The organism is Salinarchaeum sp. IM2453, from assembly GCF_019693215.1.
Taxonomy (GTDB): Archaea; Halobacteriota; Halobacteria; order Halobacteriales; family Salinarchaeaceae; genus IM2453.
Genome location: NZ_CP081183.1, coordinates 2,046,838 through 2,066,447 on the forward strand (window position 1 = coordinate 2,046,838; position 19,610 = coordinate 2,066,447).

Here is a 19,610-nt window from a genome sequence, read left to right on the forward strand (position 1 = left end):
ATTGTTTTAACGATATGAGCAGACACTGGAAAATGATGGGGTCGATTTCACTACCACACGACGCACCTGCAGGCCCAACTAAGCCTGAGATACGAGCAGTACTTATTGACAAATTCAATCTCGATGATGATGATCACTTTGTTGATGTCGGGTCATGCACTGGTGCTGTGAGTATCGCTGCCGCACGGCACGCAGGAAAGGTGACGGCCATTGAGAGAAACCCTAACAGTGTTAAAGCAACACAAAAGAATATTGCAGCAAATCAAACCTCGGCCCCAGTTACGGTGCATCAGGCTGAAGCACCTGAGGCGTTCCCTGATGAGGCTGATGCTGTCTTCATCGGTGGATCTCGTAACTATATCGAAGTTATCGACAAAGCGCTTGCATCTGGTGCAGATCGAATCATTATGAATGTAGCCCGTATTGAACGTGCTGGGTGTGCAATTGAGACATTTCGAGAACGTGACATTCTAGCCGACGTGCTACAAATCCGAGTTGACCACGGATACACACTAGCTGGTGAGACGGCGTTTGAGAACTTAGATGCTGTGTATATGATTATTGGCTCAACAACAGGTGATACAATATGAAATTATATGGTATCGGAGTGGGCCCAGGAGACCCACAATTGCTAACAATTCGTGGGAAAAGAGTGCTTGAACAAGTTGATACAGTGTTTATACCTGGTGACCTTGCCCAAACAATTATTTCTGGGTATGTTTCTGCATCCAATATCGTTGAGATCCAATTTCCAATGACGACGGATAAGGATAAACTTCAGAAAGCGTGGCAGACAGCAGCTGATCATGTGGTTGAAAAAACAGATGACAAAGCTGCATTCGTTACGATCGGTGACCCGTCAATTTATTCCACGTTTGGTCACTTGCGGCGAGCACTGCGAAACAATCATTCCACAATTGATATCGAAGTTATTCCAGGGGTTAGTGCTGCGACCGCATTTGCCAGTGCGTTTGATGTTGATGTCGTTAGTGGTACAAATCTCATGTTAGCTGAAGCCCCTAATGGTACTGCACCAACTGGACCAGATCAAATGGTCCTTCTGAAAATCACTGACGTTCCAACAACTCATTCGAAGTTGACCGAAGCTGGATACGATGTTTGGTATGGTAGACGGTTATTTATGGAAGATGAATCAACAGTTATCACGCAGAACCCAGATGATCTTGAGGATCGCGATTACTTTACTCTTGGATATGCTCGACATCAAGATATTCGGTTTCCGTCTATAGGTGGAGGTGAGAATAATGGGACCTAACCAGACGAACCACGAGCGGTCCGTTGGCGACCGGAAAAACGGTATTCCATTTATTGGTGCTGGTCCAGGAAATCCTGGATTGCTAACCGTTACTGGTCGACAACTGTTAGAAAATGCTGACCTCGTTGTCTACGCTGGGTCACTCGTCAACAGTGATATCCTCTCTGCTTATTGTTCAAGTGCTGAACAGGTATCCAGTGCATCAAAAGAGTTAGACGAGATCATCTCAGTGTTAGCTACTGCGTATAACAATGGGAAATCCGTTGTTCGGCTCCACAGTGGCGACCCGGCAATCTATGGTGCAATTGTCGAGCAGATCGATGAACTTGAGAAGCGAGATATTCCTACATATATCGTCCCTGGCGTAACTGCTGCCTTTGCAGGGAGTGCTGCGCTCCAGACACAACTTACGTTACCAGAGGTTGCTAATCACGTCGTGATAACCCGACCCCATGGAGAGACATTGGAGGAAAAACAGGATCGCATCAGTGAGTTTGTTGGAATGAATGATACAACGACCTGTGTTTACCTTGGAACACATGCGATTGAGGATATTATGGATCGACTCATAGCCGATGGACATGACCCACAGACACCTGTGGCGGTAATCTACCGGGCCTCTTGGCCAGAAGAAGACGTGATTACTGGCACAGTTACGACAATTGCCGAAGAGGTCAATGCAGCTGGATATAACCGGTCTGCTGTCATGCTCATTGGCAAGGCTGTTACCAAGGCTAACTATGCACGGTCGTCACTATACAGTGACTGGCAGCACAAGCAAAACACCGATGAGGTTGGCTCTAACGGTGATCGAGATGAGTGATACAACCCTCAGTAGTGACGCTCAGATTACTATCATAACATTTGACCGAACTCAGCCGCTTGCAGATGAAATCCTCTCATTGCTACGGCCCACTTATAACATCCAAGCAGTCCCTTACGAGTCTTCTGTGTTTGAAGATTACTGGAAATCAACGGATTGTTTTATCTGCTTGATGGCAAGTGGCATTACAATTCGGAAGATAGCACCCCTAATAGACAGCAAGTGGGAAGATCCAGCAGTGGTAACTGTTGACTCAAATGGGACATATGCAGTACCATTGCTTGGCGGGCACCATGGAGCAAATCAAATAGCAAACGAATTGAGATCACTAGATATAATCCCAGCTGTTACAACTGCATCTGAAATTGCTGGTAGACAAAGCGTAGAACAACATGCGGACACTCTCAACGCTACAATTGAAAATCGCCCATCGACTGTTGCGACAAATCTAGCAATTCTTGAAGACAATCTTGCGCCAATTGTCCGTGTCGATGGCCCGAGTGCTGTTCTTGTGGACGACCAAACAACAGTTCTTAGCCGCAATGTAAATGACGGAGTTGTCATTGGTACTGGAAGTAAATCAGGAGCTACGAAGGAACAATTTCTCAGTGCTTGGCAGTCAACACTTGCTACAGCTGACCTTTCGTTTGAGGATGTTGAGTGTATCGCTACGGGTACGTGCAAACAAGACGAATCAGGATTATTTTCTGCGGCACAGCAATTGGATTTAGGCGTTGTCTGCTTTGACAAGAACACACTCTCACAGCATCAAGGTCCGTCTGAATCAAAAGCAGCCGAGATATTAAACTGGCCAGGTATCGCGGAAGCAAGTGCAATCGCCGCTGGACAGGACCATGAACTGTTGGTCAAGAAGCAGCAGCATGAGAAGACAGTAACGGTGGCGGTTGCACGATGACTGAAAATACTGGTAAGCTCTACGTTGTGGGTATTGGACCTGGGCTTCCTGAGCAGATGACCACCCAAGCACAAGAAATAATTAAAACTGCCGACTGTATTATCGCAGCTCCACTTTACCAGCAATTCCTCCGGCAGGGAAATATTATTTCTCAAACAGAAACGGAGCGTACTCCTGACGTGCTTGACTCTTCAATGGACCGACAATCAGAGCTAGCAACAGAGGCGTTCCAACGAGTAAGAGAAGGACAAACCGTAGTTCACATCTCTGGCGGTGATCCGAATGTATACGGTAAATCTGACCTTCTGTTTATCATTGCCCAACAGCAGAATATCACGGATATTCCAATTGAGGTTATCCCCGGTGTTACTGCCGGACTAAGTGGTGCCGCAAAGCTTGGTGCTCCACTTTCAAGCGACTTCTGTACAATCTCTCTGGGAAGTAACTGGCGGGATTGGACTGAAATTGAAACCAAAATACAGGCTGCTGCCGAAGGCGGATTCGTTATTGTGCTGTACAATTGCTGGCGAAACTATAGTCAGGCTATTGATGTATTGCAGGCTGTTCATGCTCCAGAGACGCCTGTCGCAGTTTTCTCCGATATAGGTCGCAAAGACGCCGGCCGTCATCCAAACGGGGAAGATCATCATATCACTACGTTAGGTGACATAGATGAGATTAATTCACACATCAATGGAATGTCTACCTCAATCTTAGTCGGTAATGAAAATACTGTCATTTGGTCGAATAACCATCGGAAGTACCTTATCACACCTCGAGGTACAGAGGTGCCAGAGAAATTTCAACAGTCGCTATGACAACTACACAACACAGTTCTGATTCTGAATTGAACGGACATATTTTTGCCATCGGCATTGGTCCCGGGAGCCTCTCAGGAATGACTCAGCGAGCACACAGCGCCCTGAGATCAGTTGACGCTATTGTTGGATACAGTACGTACGTGGAATTACTTCCGGATGAGATTCTTGAATCCACAGAAACAGTCCATCAAACAGCGATGGGTGGTGAAGTATCCCGTACAGAGAAAGCTATTGACTATGCAGAAACCGGCAAGGAGGTTGCACTCATTGGTAGTGGCGATCCGAATGTGTATGCACTTGCAGGTTTAGCGCTTGAGATTTTAGAATCACGATCGGCCACAGATATTGAATTTACTGTTGTTCCAGGAGTTCCAGCAGCCCAATCATGTGCTGCTCGGCTGGGAGCACCGCTGGTTACTGATACGGTAAGTATTAGCCTCTCTGATTATCTTGTTCCAGCCGATCAAATATTATCTAAACTGCGTGCCGTTGCTGCTGAAGAGTTTGCGATTGCAATTTATAATCCATGGAGTTCTCGTAGAACAGGGATGTTTCAGCAAGCGTGTGATATCCTGCTTGAACACCGCTCTCCATCGACGTTGGTCGGAATTGTACAAAACGCAGGGAGAGACGAAGAGAGAACTCGAATTATCGAACTTTCCGACCTTTTGTCGGCCGGAGATACCGATCTGATTGATATGCGGACAACTGTGTTGATTGGAACAACTGAGACCTACGAGTGGAATGGGCATATGATCACCCCACGCGGATACGAACAAAAATATGACTACTGATCATGACGAGGCCATCCTCCTTATTGGCCACGGATCACCAGAAGAACAGGCAAACAGCCAGGTTGAGACGATTGTAGAAGCATTTGACCAGCATATTGATGTGCCGGTTCAAGCTGCGTTCGTTGAACAAGCCCACCCAGCAGTTGACGAGGCAATCATCTCATTAGCCGATGACTATGACGAGATCGTTGTCCTTCCGTTGTTATTGTTTGGTGCGAAGCACGTTAAGATAGATATCCCTCTTAAGATAGAACAAGCTCGAAAAGAAATCACTGGGGCTACTGTTCGATATGGATCACATCTCGGCGTGCACGCTGGAATGATTGATTTAGTTGCAAATCGAATCGCAGTTGCCGAGTCAGAACTCGAAGCTGACCGCATATCTGATGAAATTGCTGTCGTGTTCTGTCCTAAGGGGTCCAGTGACCCAGATGCAAATGCAGATACATATAAATTTGCTCGGTTACTCTATGAAGGAAGAGAATTCACGACGGTTAACCCTGCTTTCCTTACGATGACTGATCCGGTACTTGATGATGTTCTCCACATGACGGCAAACCAATCCCCCGACGCAATCATCGTTGTACCGTACATGTTCGGAGACGGTGTACTAACAGAACGAATCCGAAATCAGGCTGATGATTTTACAGCGGAATATAGTGATATAGAGGTAACAACTACGAATGTCGTCGGGAGCGATGTTGATCTGATTGATGTCCTTATTGACCGGTGGAAAGAAGCAAGAGGTGATGCTGTCAGTATGTCTTGTGACACATGTCAATACCGAATGACACTTGCTGATCTCGAAACTGAGGTAGGTGGTAAAGATGCACTTATCCAAGCGATTGAGCACCAACACGCACATGATCATGACCACGGTCACAGCCATGATCACAGTCATGGACATACACACAGTCATTGAGTCTCGCGCCTATATCAACGATTTCGGAGTTAAGTCCTGTGGCATCTGTCTCGATATTTCTGTGAAACGAAATAAGCAAAAACACTCTGAGTTATATAGTTGAAATCCTCTGCGGAATAGATTATGTCGCAGTTATTGTAGCGTCTTTTCAACGTATTCAGCTGAGAGTTCCTCAATCGAAATTCGGGTAGTATTTGGGAACTTCACTATTTGATCGGTTACTCCGGCATAATCAGTATTATCGCTGGTGTCCACAAGAAGTAATTTAGCGGCTTTTTCGGTAAGGTTCCTCGCAGCAGATTCCGTTGCTTCAGTTATATCTCCGGTGGCCGTGTTTGCTTTTCCATCAGTTACCAATACTATAGTACCTTTAGCTGGGCTGACATCAGAAAGTAGCTTGGCTGCTGTGTTTAACCCTGCTGGCAATGGTGTTTTGTCACCTAGTGGCAGTTCCTTCAGATGGCGGGCAGCAAGTGCTACACTGTCCGTTGGTGGTAACACAATGTCAGCATCTTCTCCTGCAAACGTTATAAACGCGATCTCATCTCGGTTCTGATAGCTATCTTTGAGCAGTTCCATAACTACGCTTTTTGCCGTTCGTATCGCCGGTTTCATCGATGCACTCGCATCAACAACGAATACAACAAGAGCAGTTTCCTGACCCTCTTTTACGGACGTTTGTAAATCCGATTTGGAAAGCTCTGTATCTCCACGTTGTGCAGCCTGGCGAATTGATGCAGATACATCAATATCGTCCGCATTGTCAGCTTGCTCAGTTCTGATTTTTGCCCCTGTATTTGCTGCGTCTGCAACGGATGCAAGCCGTCCAGTTTCTGATGTGCTCTCTGGATCTGTATCAGGAAAATCCACTGAAAGTGAACCAACATCTGTTAGCTCCGTTGACTGCTCGTTAGCTTCTGAGATAGACTTATCTGAATATTGATCATTATCCTTTAACGATCCTTGACTTACACCTCTGTCCGAATCTGATCCGTTCTTTTCTGCACTTGTTGAGTCCCCATCTATGTCCGGGGAAACATTGTCATTCTTACCATTGGCGTCTTTTTTTGGATCTCGGTTGCGTGTCTCATCATTGCCATCACGATTAGATGCTGAATCTTGCTCATCGGAATTATCATTTAGGTCGTTCTCGAGCACATCTTCAACGTCTGGCTGCTCCTCAAACGGGGAACTCTGAAGACGGTGAGGAAGTGCTAAACGAGCTGCAGTATGGATATCTGACGCTGTTACCCGTGTTCGTTCATTAAGCGCGGCAAGTGCTAACGAGCCCCGAGCAGTAGCAATATCTGCTCGGTGCCCATCAACTCCTGCATTTCGACACAGAGTTGCGATTTCTCGACGCAGTGAATCAGGTAAATCAACATCTGATAACCGTTCTCTGGCGTGACTGATTTGCTCCCTGAGTTTGCTGACTTCATCTTGGTGGGACTCCGTAACCGCTTCTTGATTGAGCGCCCGATCAATTACCGTAACCCTTTCATCAATCTCTTCAGCCCCCTGTACCGATACTTGCATAGCAAACCGATCTTTGAACTGCGGTCGGAGGTCTCCTTCTTCAGGATTCATCGTGCCAACAAGCATGAATGACGCAGGGTGAGTAATACTCATACCTTCCCGCTCTACACGATTGATTCCACTCGCTGCGGCATCAAGAAGAACATCAACGAGATGATCATCGAGAAGATTTACTTCATCAACATACAGTATTCCCCGATTAGCCTGCGCAAGCAGTCCTGGATCAAATGTTGCATCTCCTGAGAGAGCATCCGAGACTGAGAGTGTTCCAACTACCCGCTCACGAGTTGCTCCAAGAGGCAATGTTACGAGTGGCACTGGTCGTGTATCAACAGGTACGTCATCACGACTCTGGCAGTCTTCACATTGTAGTTCTGGATTCTCTGGATCACATCCATAAGGACAGTCTGAGATTACCTTCTGCTCTGGAAGAACTTCAGAAAGAGCCCGAACTGCTGTTGACTTTGCGGTCCCTTTTTCTCCCCGGATCAACAACCCATCAAGTGAATCGTTCACTGCAAGCACGAGTAATGCCTGTTTGAGGTCCTCCTGCCCAACAATCGCTGGGAACGGGAGGTAGGCATCTGAATCCTCCAAACCAACCATACTTGTAGTAGGACAATAACAATTTAACAAAGTTATGTTGCGGGTCGTCATCTATACCGCGACAACGAACGAAGTGGGAGCAATCCAAAAAGCAGCATCTCAACTAGATGAGATACAGCTTGTAATACAAACACCAGACAACCTTGAGACAACAACGGACATCAAAGAGTTCTGTACCACAGCAAGCACCGCAACAGCTGTCGTCTGCTGGCTACACGGCTCTACGGATGATATGCCCGGATATGAAAAATTACGACATAGCCTATATGACCGCGATATACCATTTATCGTTCAATCCTCGGGAAAATCACGCAGTGTCCGTGATACAACGGCTGATGAGACGGTGAGGGAAACAGTCTCTCAGTATCTTGAACACGGCGGGGTTGTGAATTTTACTAATCTTGTCCGATACCTTGCAACGGAATACACTGAATGGTCCGGGTCATATCAACCGCCAATCGAGCTACCGACAGAGGGAGTTTATCACCCTGATTACCCAGCGGCGTCGTATGATGAATTGCTCGCTAACTTTGATCCACATCGACCGACAGTGGGAATCTGGTTTTACCGGTCTCATTGGACACATGAAAATACACAATACATTGATGCTCTTATTCGAGAGCTCGAAGCACGTGATATTAATGCACTTCCTGTCTTCTGTTCTCCGGTCAGTGATAATCAAGACCAGCATGACGCCCGTTGGGTTGCACAGAATTGGTTTCAAAACGGAGATGACACGATTGTTGACGGAGTCATTACTGGGTTTATGTATTCACTTTCGATGAGCCAACGAGGCCGTGATAGCACTATTGACATTGATCCTGAAGATATCTTTCTACGTGAGCTTGGAGTCCCCGTTTTTCAGGTAGTCACCAGTATGCAGACTCGATCAGAGTATATGGGGAACCCAGCTGGATTACAAGGATTTGAACTTGCATTGGCAGTTACACTTCCAGAACACGATGGTAATATTATTACCCACCCGATAAGCGGAAAAGAGCCCGTATCTGGTCAAGACAATATTGATGCTACCCCAACACAACATCGTCCCATTGCCGATCGTGTTGGACATGTCGCAGGCCTCGTTCAGAAATGGGCAGAATTGCGATACACCCCTAACCCAGACAAAAGAATTGCGATTATTCTGCATAATTACCCACCAAGTGATGACGGCATCGGAACTGCATTTGGCCTTGACACTCAAGCAAGTCTGATCAATTTTCTTCAAGAATTACAGTCCCGGGATTACAACTTGCCAAAACTGCCTGAGTCTGGCCAAAAAATCATCGAAGAGTTAATTGAACAACTTACCGGACGAAATCACTGGCCGGATCCACAACAAACACATGTTACATATGCCGACTATCTCGGACCAGATACCTACCAAGATTGGTTCGAGTGCCTTAGTGAAGAGGTGCAATCCCAAATAAAAAAAGAGTGGGGGGACACACCAGACCATCCAATTGCAATCCCAGGAGTTCAGTTTGGTAATGTTATAATTACTGTACAGCCCCCAAGAGGATTCAATATAGACAGATCAAAAGTATACCATGACTCTGATTTAGTTCCTCCTCACGAATATATTGGATTTTATCTGTGGCTTCAATACAGGTATTGCGCAGATGCGGTTGTTCACTTTGGGACTCACGGCAGTCTTGAATGGCTCCCTGGAAAAAATGTGGGGCTTGACTCGACCAGTACACCTGATCAGCTGATTAATGATCTGCCAAACATCTACCCTTATATCATTAATAACCCTGGTGAAGGGACACAGGCCAAACGACGATCATATGCAACAATTGTTGATCATCTTACTCCGGCCATGACAACGGCAGGTACATATGACGAACTTGAAGAACTCCAAGAGCTAGCGAACCAATATTATACAGCTGAATCAACATCTACGAAGGAACGTTCTGAATTTGCCAAAACAGTCTATAATCACGTTGATGAGCTGGATCTCTGGACGGAGCTTGGAATTAAAGACCCATCATCGGTATCTCTTGAAACCGTTGTCGACAGACTACATGAATATATTACAGATATTAAGCAAACACAAATCAAAGCAGGATTACACACCTTAGGGGCCCCACCAACTGATGATGAGTTAGTGGAATTCATCGTTTCGCTTACTCGCTATCCGAATAACAAAGCACCAAGCCTCTACAATACTGTCGCTCAGTGTCTAGGCATTGATCCTTCCTGCATTACTGATATACCACAGGACTGTATTCCTGGGACTACCAAAACATATAGTGCAGTCGCAGAAACTATACAAGAACAATGTGTTGAACTTGTTACATGGCTTGCCAAACATGATTACAACCAAGAGCACATTGACTTAGACTTGATTCACGCTAAGCTTGATCCAATACGTCCCAATAACGTTCCAGATTCTGCATATGAACAACTGCATACGGTGCTTGAATATATATGCGATACGGTATACCCTGTTCTCATGCAGACATCACAGGAGGATATACAGGTTGCTAATGCACTCGAAGGAGAATACATCCGACCCGGCGGATCAGGTTCACCTACAAGAGGGGGCGTTGATCTTTTACCCTCTGGACGAAATTTCTACACACTTGATCCAAGAAAGATTCCTGCTAAGAGTGCTTGGAATATCGGACAACAACTTGCAGATGAGATACTTGAGCGGCACGTCGAAGAAAACGACACTTATCCTGAAGAAGTTGGTATTGTTACGTGGGGTACCCCAACTGTCCGAACTCGTGGAGAGACGATCGCTCAAATCCTTGCACTGATGGGAGTGCAACCAGTCTGGAATGATGCCGGTCGCGTCAAAGACATTGATGTTATCCCTCTGAATACTTTGGAAAGGCCCAGGATAGATGTGACAACACGAGTCTCAGGCCTGTTTCGAGATTTGTTCCCTCAAACAGCGGGTATAATCAATGATGCTGTTGAGATGGTTGCTGCATTGAATGAATCCTACGAAGATAATTATGTGAAAAAACATGTTGAGAAAGGTGACAGTACAGATGATACAAATCGGGTTTTCACGACTAAACCCGGGGGATACGGTGCTGGGGTGAACAAGGCAATCACCGAGAGCAACTGGGAAACGGGTGAAGATCTTGCGGAAGTATTCATGCAATGGAGTGGTTATGCAATGAAAAGTGATGGTGCCGTCATCCCAGCACACGATGCGCTACAAGAGCGACTGAGTCGCATCGAAGCGACTGTCAAAATAGAAGACACGATGGAACAGGATGAGTTCGATAGCTCCGATTGGTATGCCTTCCATGGTGGATTGCAACGCGCTGTTACAGAAATAAGTGGAAGTAGCCCTCAGGCATATGTTGGAGATACAAGTGATCCTGAACAGGCGACCGTTTACACAAACACAGAAAAAGTTCGTAAGACAATGCGGACTCGCGTACTTAATCCTAAATGGATAGATCGCATGAAAGAGCACGGATACAAAGGAGCCGGTGACCTCTCCACAGGCGTTGATGTCGTACTAGGATGGGACGCAACAACCGAGGTTATTTCTGACCCTCTCTGGGAAGATGTCGCTGATACGTACGTATTTAATGACAATCTCCGCGAGTGGATGGAATCCGTTAATCCGTGGGCTGTGCTGAATATTTCACAAACACTGCTGGAAGCCATCGACCGTGAACTATGGGATGCAGATGAAGAAACTGAGAAACATATCCAAGAGATTCATCTTGAAATTGATCGTTCGTTAGAATCGAGTCAATCAAGCCGTGAAGCAACTGAGAGTGAGAACTAATGACAGAAAATGATGAATACATCGACTTAGGAGCAACAACGGAACAGGGTGAAAAAATCGCTGATACTAGTATGGAATATGTTCGTAAACTAGTACCAGAAGAGACCGTTACCGACAGGTTACGGCAAAAGGCGGTGCACGCAACTGGTGATCCAGAATTTGCACATCTTCTCCGGACTCAGCACGATCCAGCTATTGCTGGAGGCCATGCTATCCTCGATGAGTGTATGATAGTTACTGACGTGACTATGCCGTATCATGGAATTACTGACCGAGGTCATAACTGTCAAAAAAGATCAGCAATCAATTACGATTCTTCCTCTATAGAGCAAGAGGAGATAACACGAACTGCAGCATCTATCTTCGCGATGGACAGGGACGGTCTCCTTGAGAATGGGATTATCGTTATCGGAAATGCGCCAACAGCAGCTTTTGCTCTTGCTGATTGCATTAAGGCTGGTACACAACCGGCGGTAATCGTTGCCACTCCTGTTGGCTTCGTCAAAGCCGATGAAAGTCGTAAAACAGTTCGAGATGTTGCGGAGAAGTATAACATACCGGCAGTTACAAACGTTGGCCGCCGAGGTGGAAGTGGCTTAGCAGCTGCGCTAACAAATGAATTCGTGCATATTGCAACCGATATTCGTAATGGAGAGGTCTCTGAAGAATGACTGATCAGTATAATCTTGACTCTGGACCAGACCCTGCGTCGTTCGCTGAATCAACCCCAGAGATCCATAACTCAGACAGTCCAGTCTATGTAATTGGAATTGGACCAGGACCAACAGATTTTCTAACAAAACGAGGTGAGAAATTGATTGCGTCTGCCGATGTTGTTGTTGGATTTGATTCCGTTGTCGAGTATATTAAGCCGATAACAGATGCAGAATTCCTGACCTGTGGGTATCATGATGAACTACAGACTCTTGATGAGTTTGCACAGCAGATTGCTAAAGGAAATCAGGGAGTAGCAGTGACAATGGGTGACCCGAATCACTCAGGATACCAGTTCGTTGGAAAAGTACAACAAGCAGTTGACGCTCCTGTCCAAATAATCCCTGGAATCTCGTCAATACAGATTGCTGCAAGTCGAGCACGAACACCACTTGAAAAAAGTAAATTTGTTACATTACACAAAAGCGGTGGCATTGATGATGAATTGGAGCAGTTAGTAGAACACGTTGGAACCCGCCACCTGTTGATTTTACCCCGTCCATATGACTGGATGCCAGAGGATATTGCTGCGTATCTTTTAGAGCACGGAGCTTCGCCGTCACTGTCCGTATTTGTCTTTGAGCATCTCACACAGCAAGAAGAAAAGATAACAGACACTACCCTGCAGGCACTACAAAGCACAAATACTGACGACTCAACCTATTCCGACCTTTCTGTTTTAGTCGTACGCAGTTCAAGTTGAATCCGTTCTGGCCTTAGATGAACTTTGTACAGGCGGTCGAGGCGACAGCTCCGGGGATTGACCCCGGAGAGGTTCACCAACAACCAGGGAGGTGGCTTCAAGGATTGGCCTCTGAGCGTGTTCAATTGGATGGATACGCTTCATTGATTACCGAAGTCAATGTACTCTGTCCAGATCAAATAATATTGAAGTATAACAAATGCAATTGTACTTCTATGCAAGAAATCCCAACTGTGTGTTGTTGTATACAGACGTCAAACTCTGGTGCTCAGGGTCAGGTAGTGAATACTGAACTTAGTTGCTCTTATCATATGTATATAGATAATAGACGGGAAACCTCAGAAACTTTGGTATAAAAAGATACTTCGACAGTCACTATGGCTAAACAACAAGCAAGCAAAGACGAGCAGAGTTCGAGTGCAACTGATCAGGAGCTCGGCCGCGTAGCGTTAGTCGGTGCTGGCCCAGGTACCCCAGAGTTACTTACTAGACGAGCGTGGAAGCGACTACAAAATGCAGATGTCGTGCTCTATGACTCTCTTACAACTGATGCAATTATTGACTCTCTTCCGCAAGCAGTCGAAGCAATTGATGTTGGCAAGCGTTCCCCTAACCGAAGGACTCAACATGAGATTAATAGATTAATGCGCGATCGAGCTCAAATGGGTGATAATGTTGTTCGACTTAAAGGAGGGGACCCTAATGTCTTTGGACGAGGGGGAGAAGAAGCAGAATATTTAGCAGGTGCAGAGATTTCTTTTGAAGTTGTTCCAGGCATATCTAGTGTACTCGCTGTATCAAGTGTTAGTGGTATTCCTCTTACTCATCGAGATTATGCATCCAGCCTGATGGTCATCACAGGACACCAAGATCCTACGAAAGATGAAAGTGCAATTGACTGGACAGCTGTTGCAAATACACTTACAGCAGGCGGAACAGTCGTCATCTTAATGGGTGTAAACACCTTGTCAGAGAACGTTGCTATGCTTAAAAAGGAGGGAGTTCCGACTGACATGCCTGCCGCAATGGTAGAGAAAGCAACGTGGGAGACAGAACAGATCATCACTGGAACGCTTGATACAATTGTATCCCAGCGGGATGAGATGAACATTACCCCACCTGCAGTCACAATCATCGGCGAAGTTGCCAAAGTTCGGGAAAATGTTATTCAATTTATGCAAGAGGGATTAGGTTAATCGATCTTTTACCAAGCAACCTCTCAACATAGTGTATGGATTGACAGACCTCTTATAGAACGGTCCGACCAACAACCCATTGACCAACTGTGTATGGCCATTTGACTATGTCGGTAACGTGTACACTTTGTCGGCGTGTTATTCCAGACGAACAAATTCCATACTCACAGATTGTTCAAGAACACCTCCTCCGTCGTGAAGAACAAGACAGCCGTCCAACAGTCATGCTCTCTCGTCCTCAAGGAGCCGCCAACGGCGGCGAGTAGGCAGGGGTAGTTCACTATTCGTCGGTGAACTTTCTTTGCACAGTGGTGCTGACTTTTTTCAGGCAACGACTTCCAAGTAAGTCTTCGAACTGCTTTTGTCAACTAGTTTCGTTTGTTTTACTGTGTCGCCCCAAGCGACTGAAATTGAACTTCGTAAGCGGAAGACAATACAATTTAGGGATAAGAATATACAGGTACATCACTCCGAACATGATTCCGTGACAATTGAGACTCGAGCAATTCAACGCGTCTCAATGAAACTTGTTGACTGGAATCTGGTTAGTCTCAGTGCCCTTCTGCTTTTATTTGGGGGATATTTTGCCTACACGACGCACGTGCTTGGAGGGCTGTTGTTTATTGTACTTGGTTCTTGGAGCCTATATCGAACCTACCAGAACCGATATGCGGTATATATTTGGACTGATGGGAAAGCCGGACCAATTACAATATACCCCGTTGCTCCCAAGCGTTGTCACTCGCTACTCACATCGCTTATTCAGCAAAAATAAATTCTTCTGACATAGGTGATAGTCATTCAGCTATTCGATAGGCTGGTAATATCACCACATCATATCTCTCAGATACTCAAATGATTCCATCACGAGACAATCTTAGAGTGATCAGATAAGCTCTATTTTTCTCTTGCAAAATTTTCGGAGAATATCCATTGATATAAACCGGCCTAGGTATCATATTCGTGTGGTCAATGATGACCGAGGGAATGGTATGAGCGGTTCCGAAGATGTATCGATTGACGGAAACGGGGATGACGCCAATCCAAGAACAGCGTCTCCGTCTGAGAATGATGCAATTGAATTTGGCATTGATGATAAGCCACCAATTGGTCAATCGGCACTGCTTGGTGTCCAGCATTATCTGACAATGATTGGGTCAACCATCGCAGTTCCGCTCGCGATGGTTGGAGCAATGGAGGGAGTTGGTGCCGATCCAGCAACCGCCCAACTTGTTGGTACCTTCTTCATTGTTGCCGGTGTGTCAACGGTTTTACAGACAACGATAGGGAACCGGTATCCGCTCGTTCAAGGAGCTAGCTTTGCGATCCTTGCACCTGCGCTTGCAATCATTGGAACACTCGGTGCAGCAGGGACAACGAACTTTGAGAGTATAATGGTAGAACTTCAGGGGGCAATGATCGCTGCTGGTATCTTCCAGATTATTATCGGCTATTCTGGACTCTTTGGATATCTTAAGCGTTTCTTAAGTCCCGTTGTTGTTGCTCCTGTAATTGCATTAATCGGACTCTCGTTATTCGATGTTGGACAGATTACAGCAGCTGACCAAAGTCTTTGGCTTATAGGTCTGACACTTGCTCTAATTGTTCTTTTTTCACAATATCTTGGCGGATACAGTCGCATCCTGAATCTATATCCAGTATTACTTGGACTTCTCGGCGCATGGCTTGCTGCTGCTGTCCTTTCTACCACAGGGGTCGTGTCTGAAGATTCAACTGCGTTTGTCGAGGTCAGCGCCGCTACTGAACCGGCTCTCATCCAACCAATCGTTCCATTCCAGTGGGGAATGCCAGAATTCACAACTGCGTTTGTTATTGGGATGACTGCTGGTGTTGTTGCTTCGATGATTGAGAGTTTTGGCGATTACTACGCTGTTGCCCGCATGTCTGGTGAGAATGCGCCAAGTAGCCAACGAATCAACCATGGCCTCGGCATGGAAGGTGTTGGTAACCTTTTTGCTGGTATCATGGGTACTGGGAACGGTGCAACTTCCTATTCTGAGAATATTGGAGCAATCGGGATTACCAACGTAGCCTCCCGTTATGTCGTTCAGATTGGTGGTATTATTATGATTATCGCTGGATATATCGGAATTGTTGGTGGCTTTGTGCAGACGATTCCTGACCCAATTGTTGGTGGCCTGTTCTTGGTAATGTTCGCTCAGATTATCGGCGTTGGACTATCCCAGCTCCAACACGTCGATTTGAATAAGAACCGAAACGCCTTCGTCGCTGGTTTAACACTCCTCTCTGGGCTTTCAGTACCAACATACGTTGGACAATTTGAGGCTGGTGATATCCAAGCTGGACTCGTTGATCTTTCTGTCCTTGGATCGCTGTTAGATGCACAACCTCTTGGAATTCAGATCGCAGAGGTGATAGCTCAAGTGCTGTTTGTTGTCGGTACAACCGGTATTGCGGTGGGACTGATTGTTGGTTTTATCCTTGATAACACAATTTCTGGCACTCGTGATGGCCGAGGCCTTTCTGCCTGGGAAGAACTCACCGAAGACGATGACGACTTTGAGGCAGTCCATGAACGCTATCTGACTGGTAATCGCGATAAGTAGCACTTCTATACCAGTTGAGAACCCGTTTAGCAATCTCATCTGGAGTCAACTGCCCCACGCCCGGTGGCACAGGGATTATTAGTGATCTTGGACTCTTACAGCGATGGCAAGGCGAACTCCCACCCGCTTTAGCCGTGAAGCCGACAACTGGGAATCTCTCCACGGACGTAACCACGGCTGGATATTCAACGTCAAAAATCAAAGTTATGCAAGTAAAATACCACGCATAATTGCCGACATAAAACAACGGTACCTCCGAATCACCGAAGCAGAACCACGTTCCAACCGGCGGATAGGAGGAACGGCTTCAGTGTGGCCCTTGCCTCGCTGTCAGCGTAAACATTTTTGTTTCTACCGAAAATGAGAATGGATTGCTCAGTCAGCTACTAACTCGAAGATCACTTCAGCCGACAGATGTGATCGACAAAGAAATAGACAGAGTGCCTCGAGGCTTGATCCCAAGGTACTTCACATTCGTGACGCTTCCTTGGCTTCTTCAGCGCGTTCAAGTGCAAACTCAAGTTGCTTTTTATGTAGATCTTGAAGGACCTCGGGATCGGCATCGGACAACTGTGTGGTGACAGAAATTCCGGGAAGTGAGGTTATCATCTGGTCTCCACTGCTTTCTGGTTCCACATCTTGTTGCGATTGATCTTCGGACATACTGCTATGTATGGTGTTGATGACTAAAAGATGCCGTACCGTGACAAACGAATATCCCAAGTGCTACGGAATTTTATATACAATTTTGTCACATAGCACATAAGCTAAATCACTTCAGCACATTAGGTGGTCTATGGTATCACATCACACTAGTGTCGGAACACCATATGCGCCACATGATGAGGAAGACAAAAAGGCGATGCTGGATGCAATTGGTGTGGCTGATGTTGAAGAGTTGTACTCTCTTCCATCTGAACTACAGTACGATGGATCCTTCGGAATCGAACCTCGAAGTGAGCAGAGGACTATCCAAGAAGTTAGTTCTCTTCTTCAGCACAATGAAGATGTGATCGAGTTCCTTGGACGGGGACATTACACGCATTACGTTCCGTCATTGGTTGATCACCTCTCTGACCGATCTGAATTCCTGACAAGCTATACACAGTATCAACCTGAAGTCTCACAAGGATTCCTCCAAGCACTTTTTGAGTATCAATCTGTGTTTTCTGAGTTAACTGGCCTTCCAGTTGTTAATTGTTCACTTAATGATCCGGCCACTGCTCTAGGAGAAGCAGCTAGAATGGCTGCTCGCGTTCGTGCGGCGGATGGGGATACAATTTTGATCCCAGAAACATTGCCAGATCGACAGCATGAGGTGCTTCATACATATGTTGATGCTACTGGAATTAGTATCCAATCCTATGCATACAATGATGGTGTCACCGATCCAGCGGCTATTGAAGAGCATGTTGATGAAGACATATTGATGATATATACTCCGTCACCGACAATTCTTGGAACAATCGAGCCCAATCTCGAGCAAATCGGTAATCTTGCGTCGGATCATGATGCCCTCTTCTGTGTTGGGTCAGATCCAGTTGCTTTGTCGATACTTGAATCTCCGGAATCCGTTGGTGCAGATATTGCAATCGGCAACGCCGGTGTCTTAGGCATGCAAACGAGTTATGGATTTGATGTAGGATTCTTTGCGACCAGAGATGATTTTATCCGGCAGTTACCAGGTCGGCTAGTTGGGGCAACAACAGATGCAGACAATAACCGTGCTTACACTATGGTGCTACAAACGCGCCTTCAGCATATCCGCCGAGAGCGTGCTACATCAAATATTTGTACAAATGCTGCGTGGGCTGCACTTCGATCAGTGATGCATGCAGCAATGCTCGGACCACAGGGCTTGGTTAATTTAGCTTCGACATGTATTGAAGCACCAAAACAACTTGCTGACGAGCTTGATTCTATCCAAGGTATTGATGCCCCAGTACATGACCAACATCATTTTCGCGAATTTGTTTGTCGTACGGAGAAATCAGCAGCACATATTGCCGATCAGTTGCTGGATGAAGGATGCGCAGTTCATGTCATCGATGATCATCAAATTCAGATTTGTGTTACGGATATGAACCGCGAGCACAGTGACAAGCTAGTTAGTGCAGTCAAACAGGCAGTATATGGCCGGGCTGTTCAATAACTAACTTCATATAGCTATAATAATATTGTAACTTTGCAAGATTAGTTCTTCATTTGGTACCTTGGTTTGGTCCATATATTCGATTTTCAGAATAAATCTGTTCACCTGTTTCGGCTCGATGACGAAGTTTGTCTGCCCATCCATCATATAGTGGCGGAATCTTGGCAAGCTCACCAGCGAGTTTCTTGTCATCTGGCATCTGAAATCGGACATTTGTTGTCCGGTCAATTGTCCATTCAGGATGAGGACGTTCAACGAGTTGTAGCTGTTGTCCAGCCTGTACCTCTCCCGGGTCTAACACACGCATGTACCATCCAGTGTATCCTGTTTCTTCGAATTTTACTGCTAAGTCAGGACATTCCCACCGTCGAGCGAGCTTCCAACATGGTGATCGAGGTTGTGAAACCTGTATTGTCGCTGTTCCAACTTCATATATGTCCCCAATGCATGCTTCAGATTCCATTAGGCCTCTTGTCGTAAAGTTTTCTCCAAATGCCCCTAGGGTTAACTCGACCTCAAGCACTTCTCTCCAGTGACTGTAGTGTTCCTCAGGATAAACGCAGACGGCCTTTGCTGGTCCTCCGTGATTGTTTAAGTCCGCTTGTTGGTCGCCCTCAATCCCCGACTTATCAAGATAAACAGCCCGATCAATCGGAGTCTTGAACATCGCAGTTTCCCATTGCCGGTTCATCGGGTTTTCAGCATCTGAATCACCTCTGACTTCAGGTGTACCAATTTGCAGTGATAGAATCGTTCCAGTTGGCACATATTGCATATCAAATTGAAATGACTTGTATGTA

Annotated in this window: 18 protein-coding genes; 15 read left to right on the forward strand and 3 right to left on the reverse strand. The window is 46.0% G+C overall.

The genetic code is table 11. The features are described 5' to 3' along the window. The first annotated feature begins 35 nt into the window (after window positions 1–35). From cbiT to K0C01_RS09820, 7 genes are read left to right on the forward strand one after another with little or no spacing between them, the layout of a single operon-like run. The gene (gene cbiT, locus K0C01_RS09790; RefSeq protein ID WP_221171246.1) at window positions 36–590 is read left to right on the forward strand and encodes a precorrin-6Y C5,15-methyltransferase (decarboxylating) subunit CbiT; all 555 of its coding nucleotides are present in this window, start codon (window positions 36–38) and stop codon (window positions 588–590) included. After that, entirely contained in the window at window positions 587–1,276 is a 690-nt protein-coding gene (locus K0C01_RS09795) for a cobalt-factor II C(20)-methyltransferase (RefSeq protein ID WP_221169525.1), read from the forward strand. The genes cbiT and K0C01_RS09795 overlap by 4 nt, the downstream gene beginning before the upstream one ends. After that, the gene (cobM, locus tag K0C01_RS09800) at window positions 1,266–2,099 is read left to right on the forward strand and encodes a precorrin-4 C(11)-methyltransferase (RefSeq protein WP_221169526.1); all 834 of its coding nucleotides are present in this window, start codon (window positions 1,266–1,268) and stop codon (window positions 2,097–2,099) included. Before K0C01_RS09795 ends, cobM begins: the two co-directional genes overlap by 11 nt. Continuing rightward, complete coding sequence (cbiG, locus tag K0C01_RS09805) at window positions 2,092–3,015, forward strand: cobalt-precorrin 5A hydrolase (RefSeq protein ID WP_221169527.1); 924 nt, start codon at window positions 2,092–2,094, stop codon at window positions 3,013–3,015. Before cobM ends, cbiG begins: the two co-directional genes overlap by 8 nt. Then, window positions 3,012–3,833, forward strand: a complete 822-nt coding sequence (locus K0C01_RS09810) for a precorrin-3B C(17)-methyltransferase (protein ID WP_221169528.1) — start codon at window positions 3,012–3,014, stop codon at window positions 3,831–3,833. Before cbiG ends, K0C01_RS09810 begins: the two co-directional genes overlap by 4 nt. Beyond that, window positions 3,830–4,630, forward strand: a complete 801-nt coding sequence (gene cobJ, locus K0C01_RS09815; protein ID WP_221169529.1) for a precorrin-3B C(17)-methyltransferase — start codon at window positions 3,830–3,832, stop codon at window positions 4,628–4,630. The genes K0C01_RS09810 and cobJ overlap by 4 nt, the downstream gene beginning before the upstream one ends. Then, complete coding sequence (locus K0C01_RS09820; protein WP_221169530.1) at window positions 4,620–5,552, forward strand: sirohydrochlorin chelatase; 933 nt, start codon at window positions 4,620–4,622, stop codon at window positions 5,550–5,552. The genes cobJ and K0C01_RS09820 overlap by 11 nt, the downstream gene beginning before the upstream one ends. 132 nt (window positions 5,553–5,684) lie before the next feature. On the opposite strand, the gene K0C01_RS09825 is transcribed toward K0C01_RS09820, so the two are convergent. Continuing rightward, the gene (locus K0C01_RS09825; RefSeq protein ID WP_221169531.1) at window positions 5,685–7,694 is read right to left on the reverse strand and encodes a VWA domain-containing protein; all 2,010 of its coding nucleotides are present in this window, start codon (window positions 7,692–7,694) and stop codon (window positions 5,685–5,687) included. Between the two features lie 34 nt (window positions 7,695–7,728). Here K0C01_RS09825 and cobN point away from each other — a divergent pair, with 34 nt between their 5' ends. The 7 genes from cobN to K0C01_RS09860 all read left to right on the forward strand — a co-directional run bounded on the left by cobN (window position 7,729) and on the right by K0C01_RS09860 (window position 16,658). Further along, window positions 7,729–11,457, forward strand: coding sequence for a cobaltochelatase subunit CobN (gene cobN / locus K0C01_RS09830; RefSeq protein WP_221169532.1), 3,729 nt, complete (start codon window positions 7,729–7,731; stop codon window positions 11,455–11,457). Further along, window positions 11,457–12,128, forward strand: a complete 672-nt coding sequence (locus tag K0C01_RS09835; protein ID WP_221169533.1) for a precorrin-8X methylmutase — start codon at window positions 11,457–11,459, stop codon at window positions 12,126–12,128. The genes cobN and K0C01_RS09835 overlap by 1 nt, the downstream gene beginning before the upstream one ends. Next, window positions 12,125–12,874: a cobalt-precorrin-7 (C(5))-methyltransferase gene (locus K0C01_RS09840; protein ID WP_221169534.1), complete on the forward strand. Its 750-nt coding sequence runs from the start codon at window positions 12,125–12,127 to the stop codon at window positions 12,872–12,874. The genes K0C01_RS09835 and K0C01_RS09840 overlap by 4 nt, the downstream gene beginning before the upstream one ends. Before the next feature lie 377 nt (window positions 12,875–13,251). Continuing rightward, window positions 13,252–14,070, forward strand: a complete 819-nt coding sequence (gene cobA, locus K0C01_RS09845; protein ID WP_221169535.1) for a uroporphyrinogen-III C-methyltransferase — start codon at window positions 13,252–13,254, stop codon at window positions 14,068–14,070. A 107-nt stretch (window positions 14,071–14,177) separates the two neighbouring features. After that, complete coding sequence (locus tag K0C01_RS09850) at window positions 14,178–14,336, forward strand: hypothetical protein (RefSeq protein ID WP_221169536.1); 159 nt, start codon at window positions 14,178–14,180, stop codon at window positions 14,334–14,336. Between the two features lie 122 nt (window positions 14,337–14,458). Then, window positions 14,459–14,845 carry a hypothetical protein gene (locus tag K0C01_RS09855; RefSeq protein WP_221169537.1) on the forward strand — a complete coding sequence of 129 codons (387 nt, stop codon included), beginning with the start codon at window positions 14,459–14,461 and terminating at the stop codon, window positions 14,843–14,845. Window positions 14,846–15,062: 217 nt separating this feature from the next. Continuing rightward, a complete protein-coding gene (locus K0C01_RS09860; protein ID WP_221169538.1) occupies window positions 15,063–16,658 on the forward strand; it encodes a uracil-xanthine permease family protein in 1,596 nt (531 codons plus the stop codon). 468 nt (window positions 16,659–17,126) lie between these two features. On the opposite strand, the gene K0C01_RS09865 is transcribed toward K0C01_RS09860, so the two are convergent. Further along, entirely contained in the window at window positions 17,127–17,321 is a 195-nt protein-coding gene (locus tag K0C01_RS09865) for a hypothetical protein (RefSeq protein ID WP_221169539.1), read from the reverse strand. A gap of 133 nt (window positions 17,322–17,454) precedes the next feature. On the opposite strand from K0C01_RS09865, the gene gcvPA reads away from it, so the two are divergent. Further along, entirely contained in the window at window positions 17,455–18,810 is a 1,356-nt protein-coding gene (gene gcvPA / locus K0C01_RS09870) for an aminomethyl-transferring glycine dehydrogenase subunit GcvPA (protein ID WP_221169540.1), read from the forward strand. Between the two features lie 49 nt (window positions 18,811–18,859). Here the strand turns inward: gcvPA and K0C01_RS09875 are convergent, their stop codons facing one another. Continuing rightward, entirely contained in the window at window positions 18,860–19,585 is a 726-nt protein-coding gene (locus K0C01_RS09875) for an MOSC domain-containing protein (protein WP_221169541.1), read from the reverse strand. Window positions 19,586–19,610: the final 25 nt, after the last annotated feature.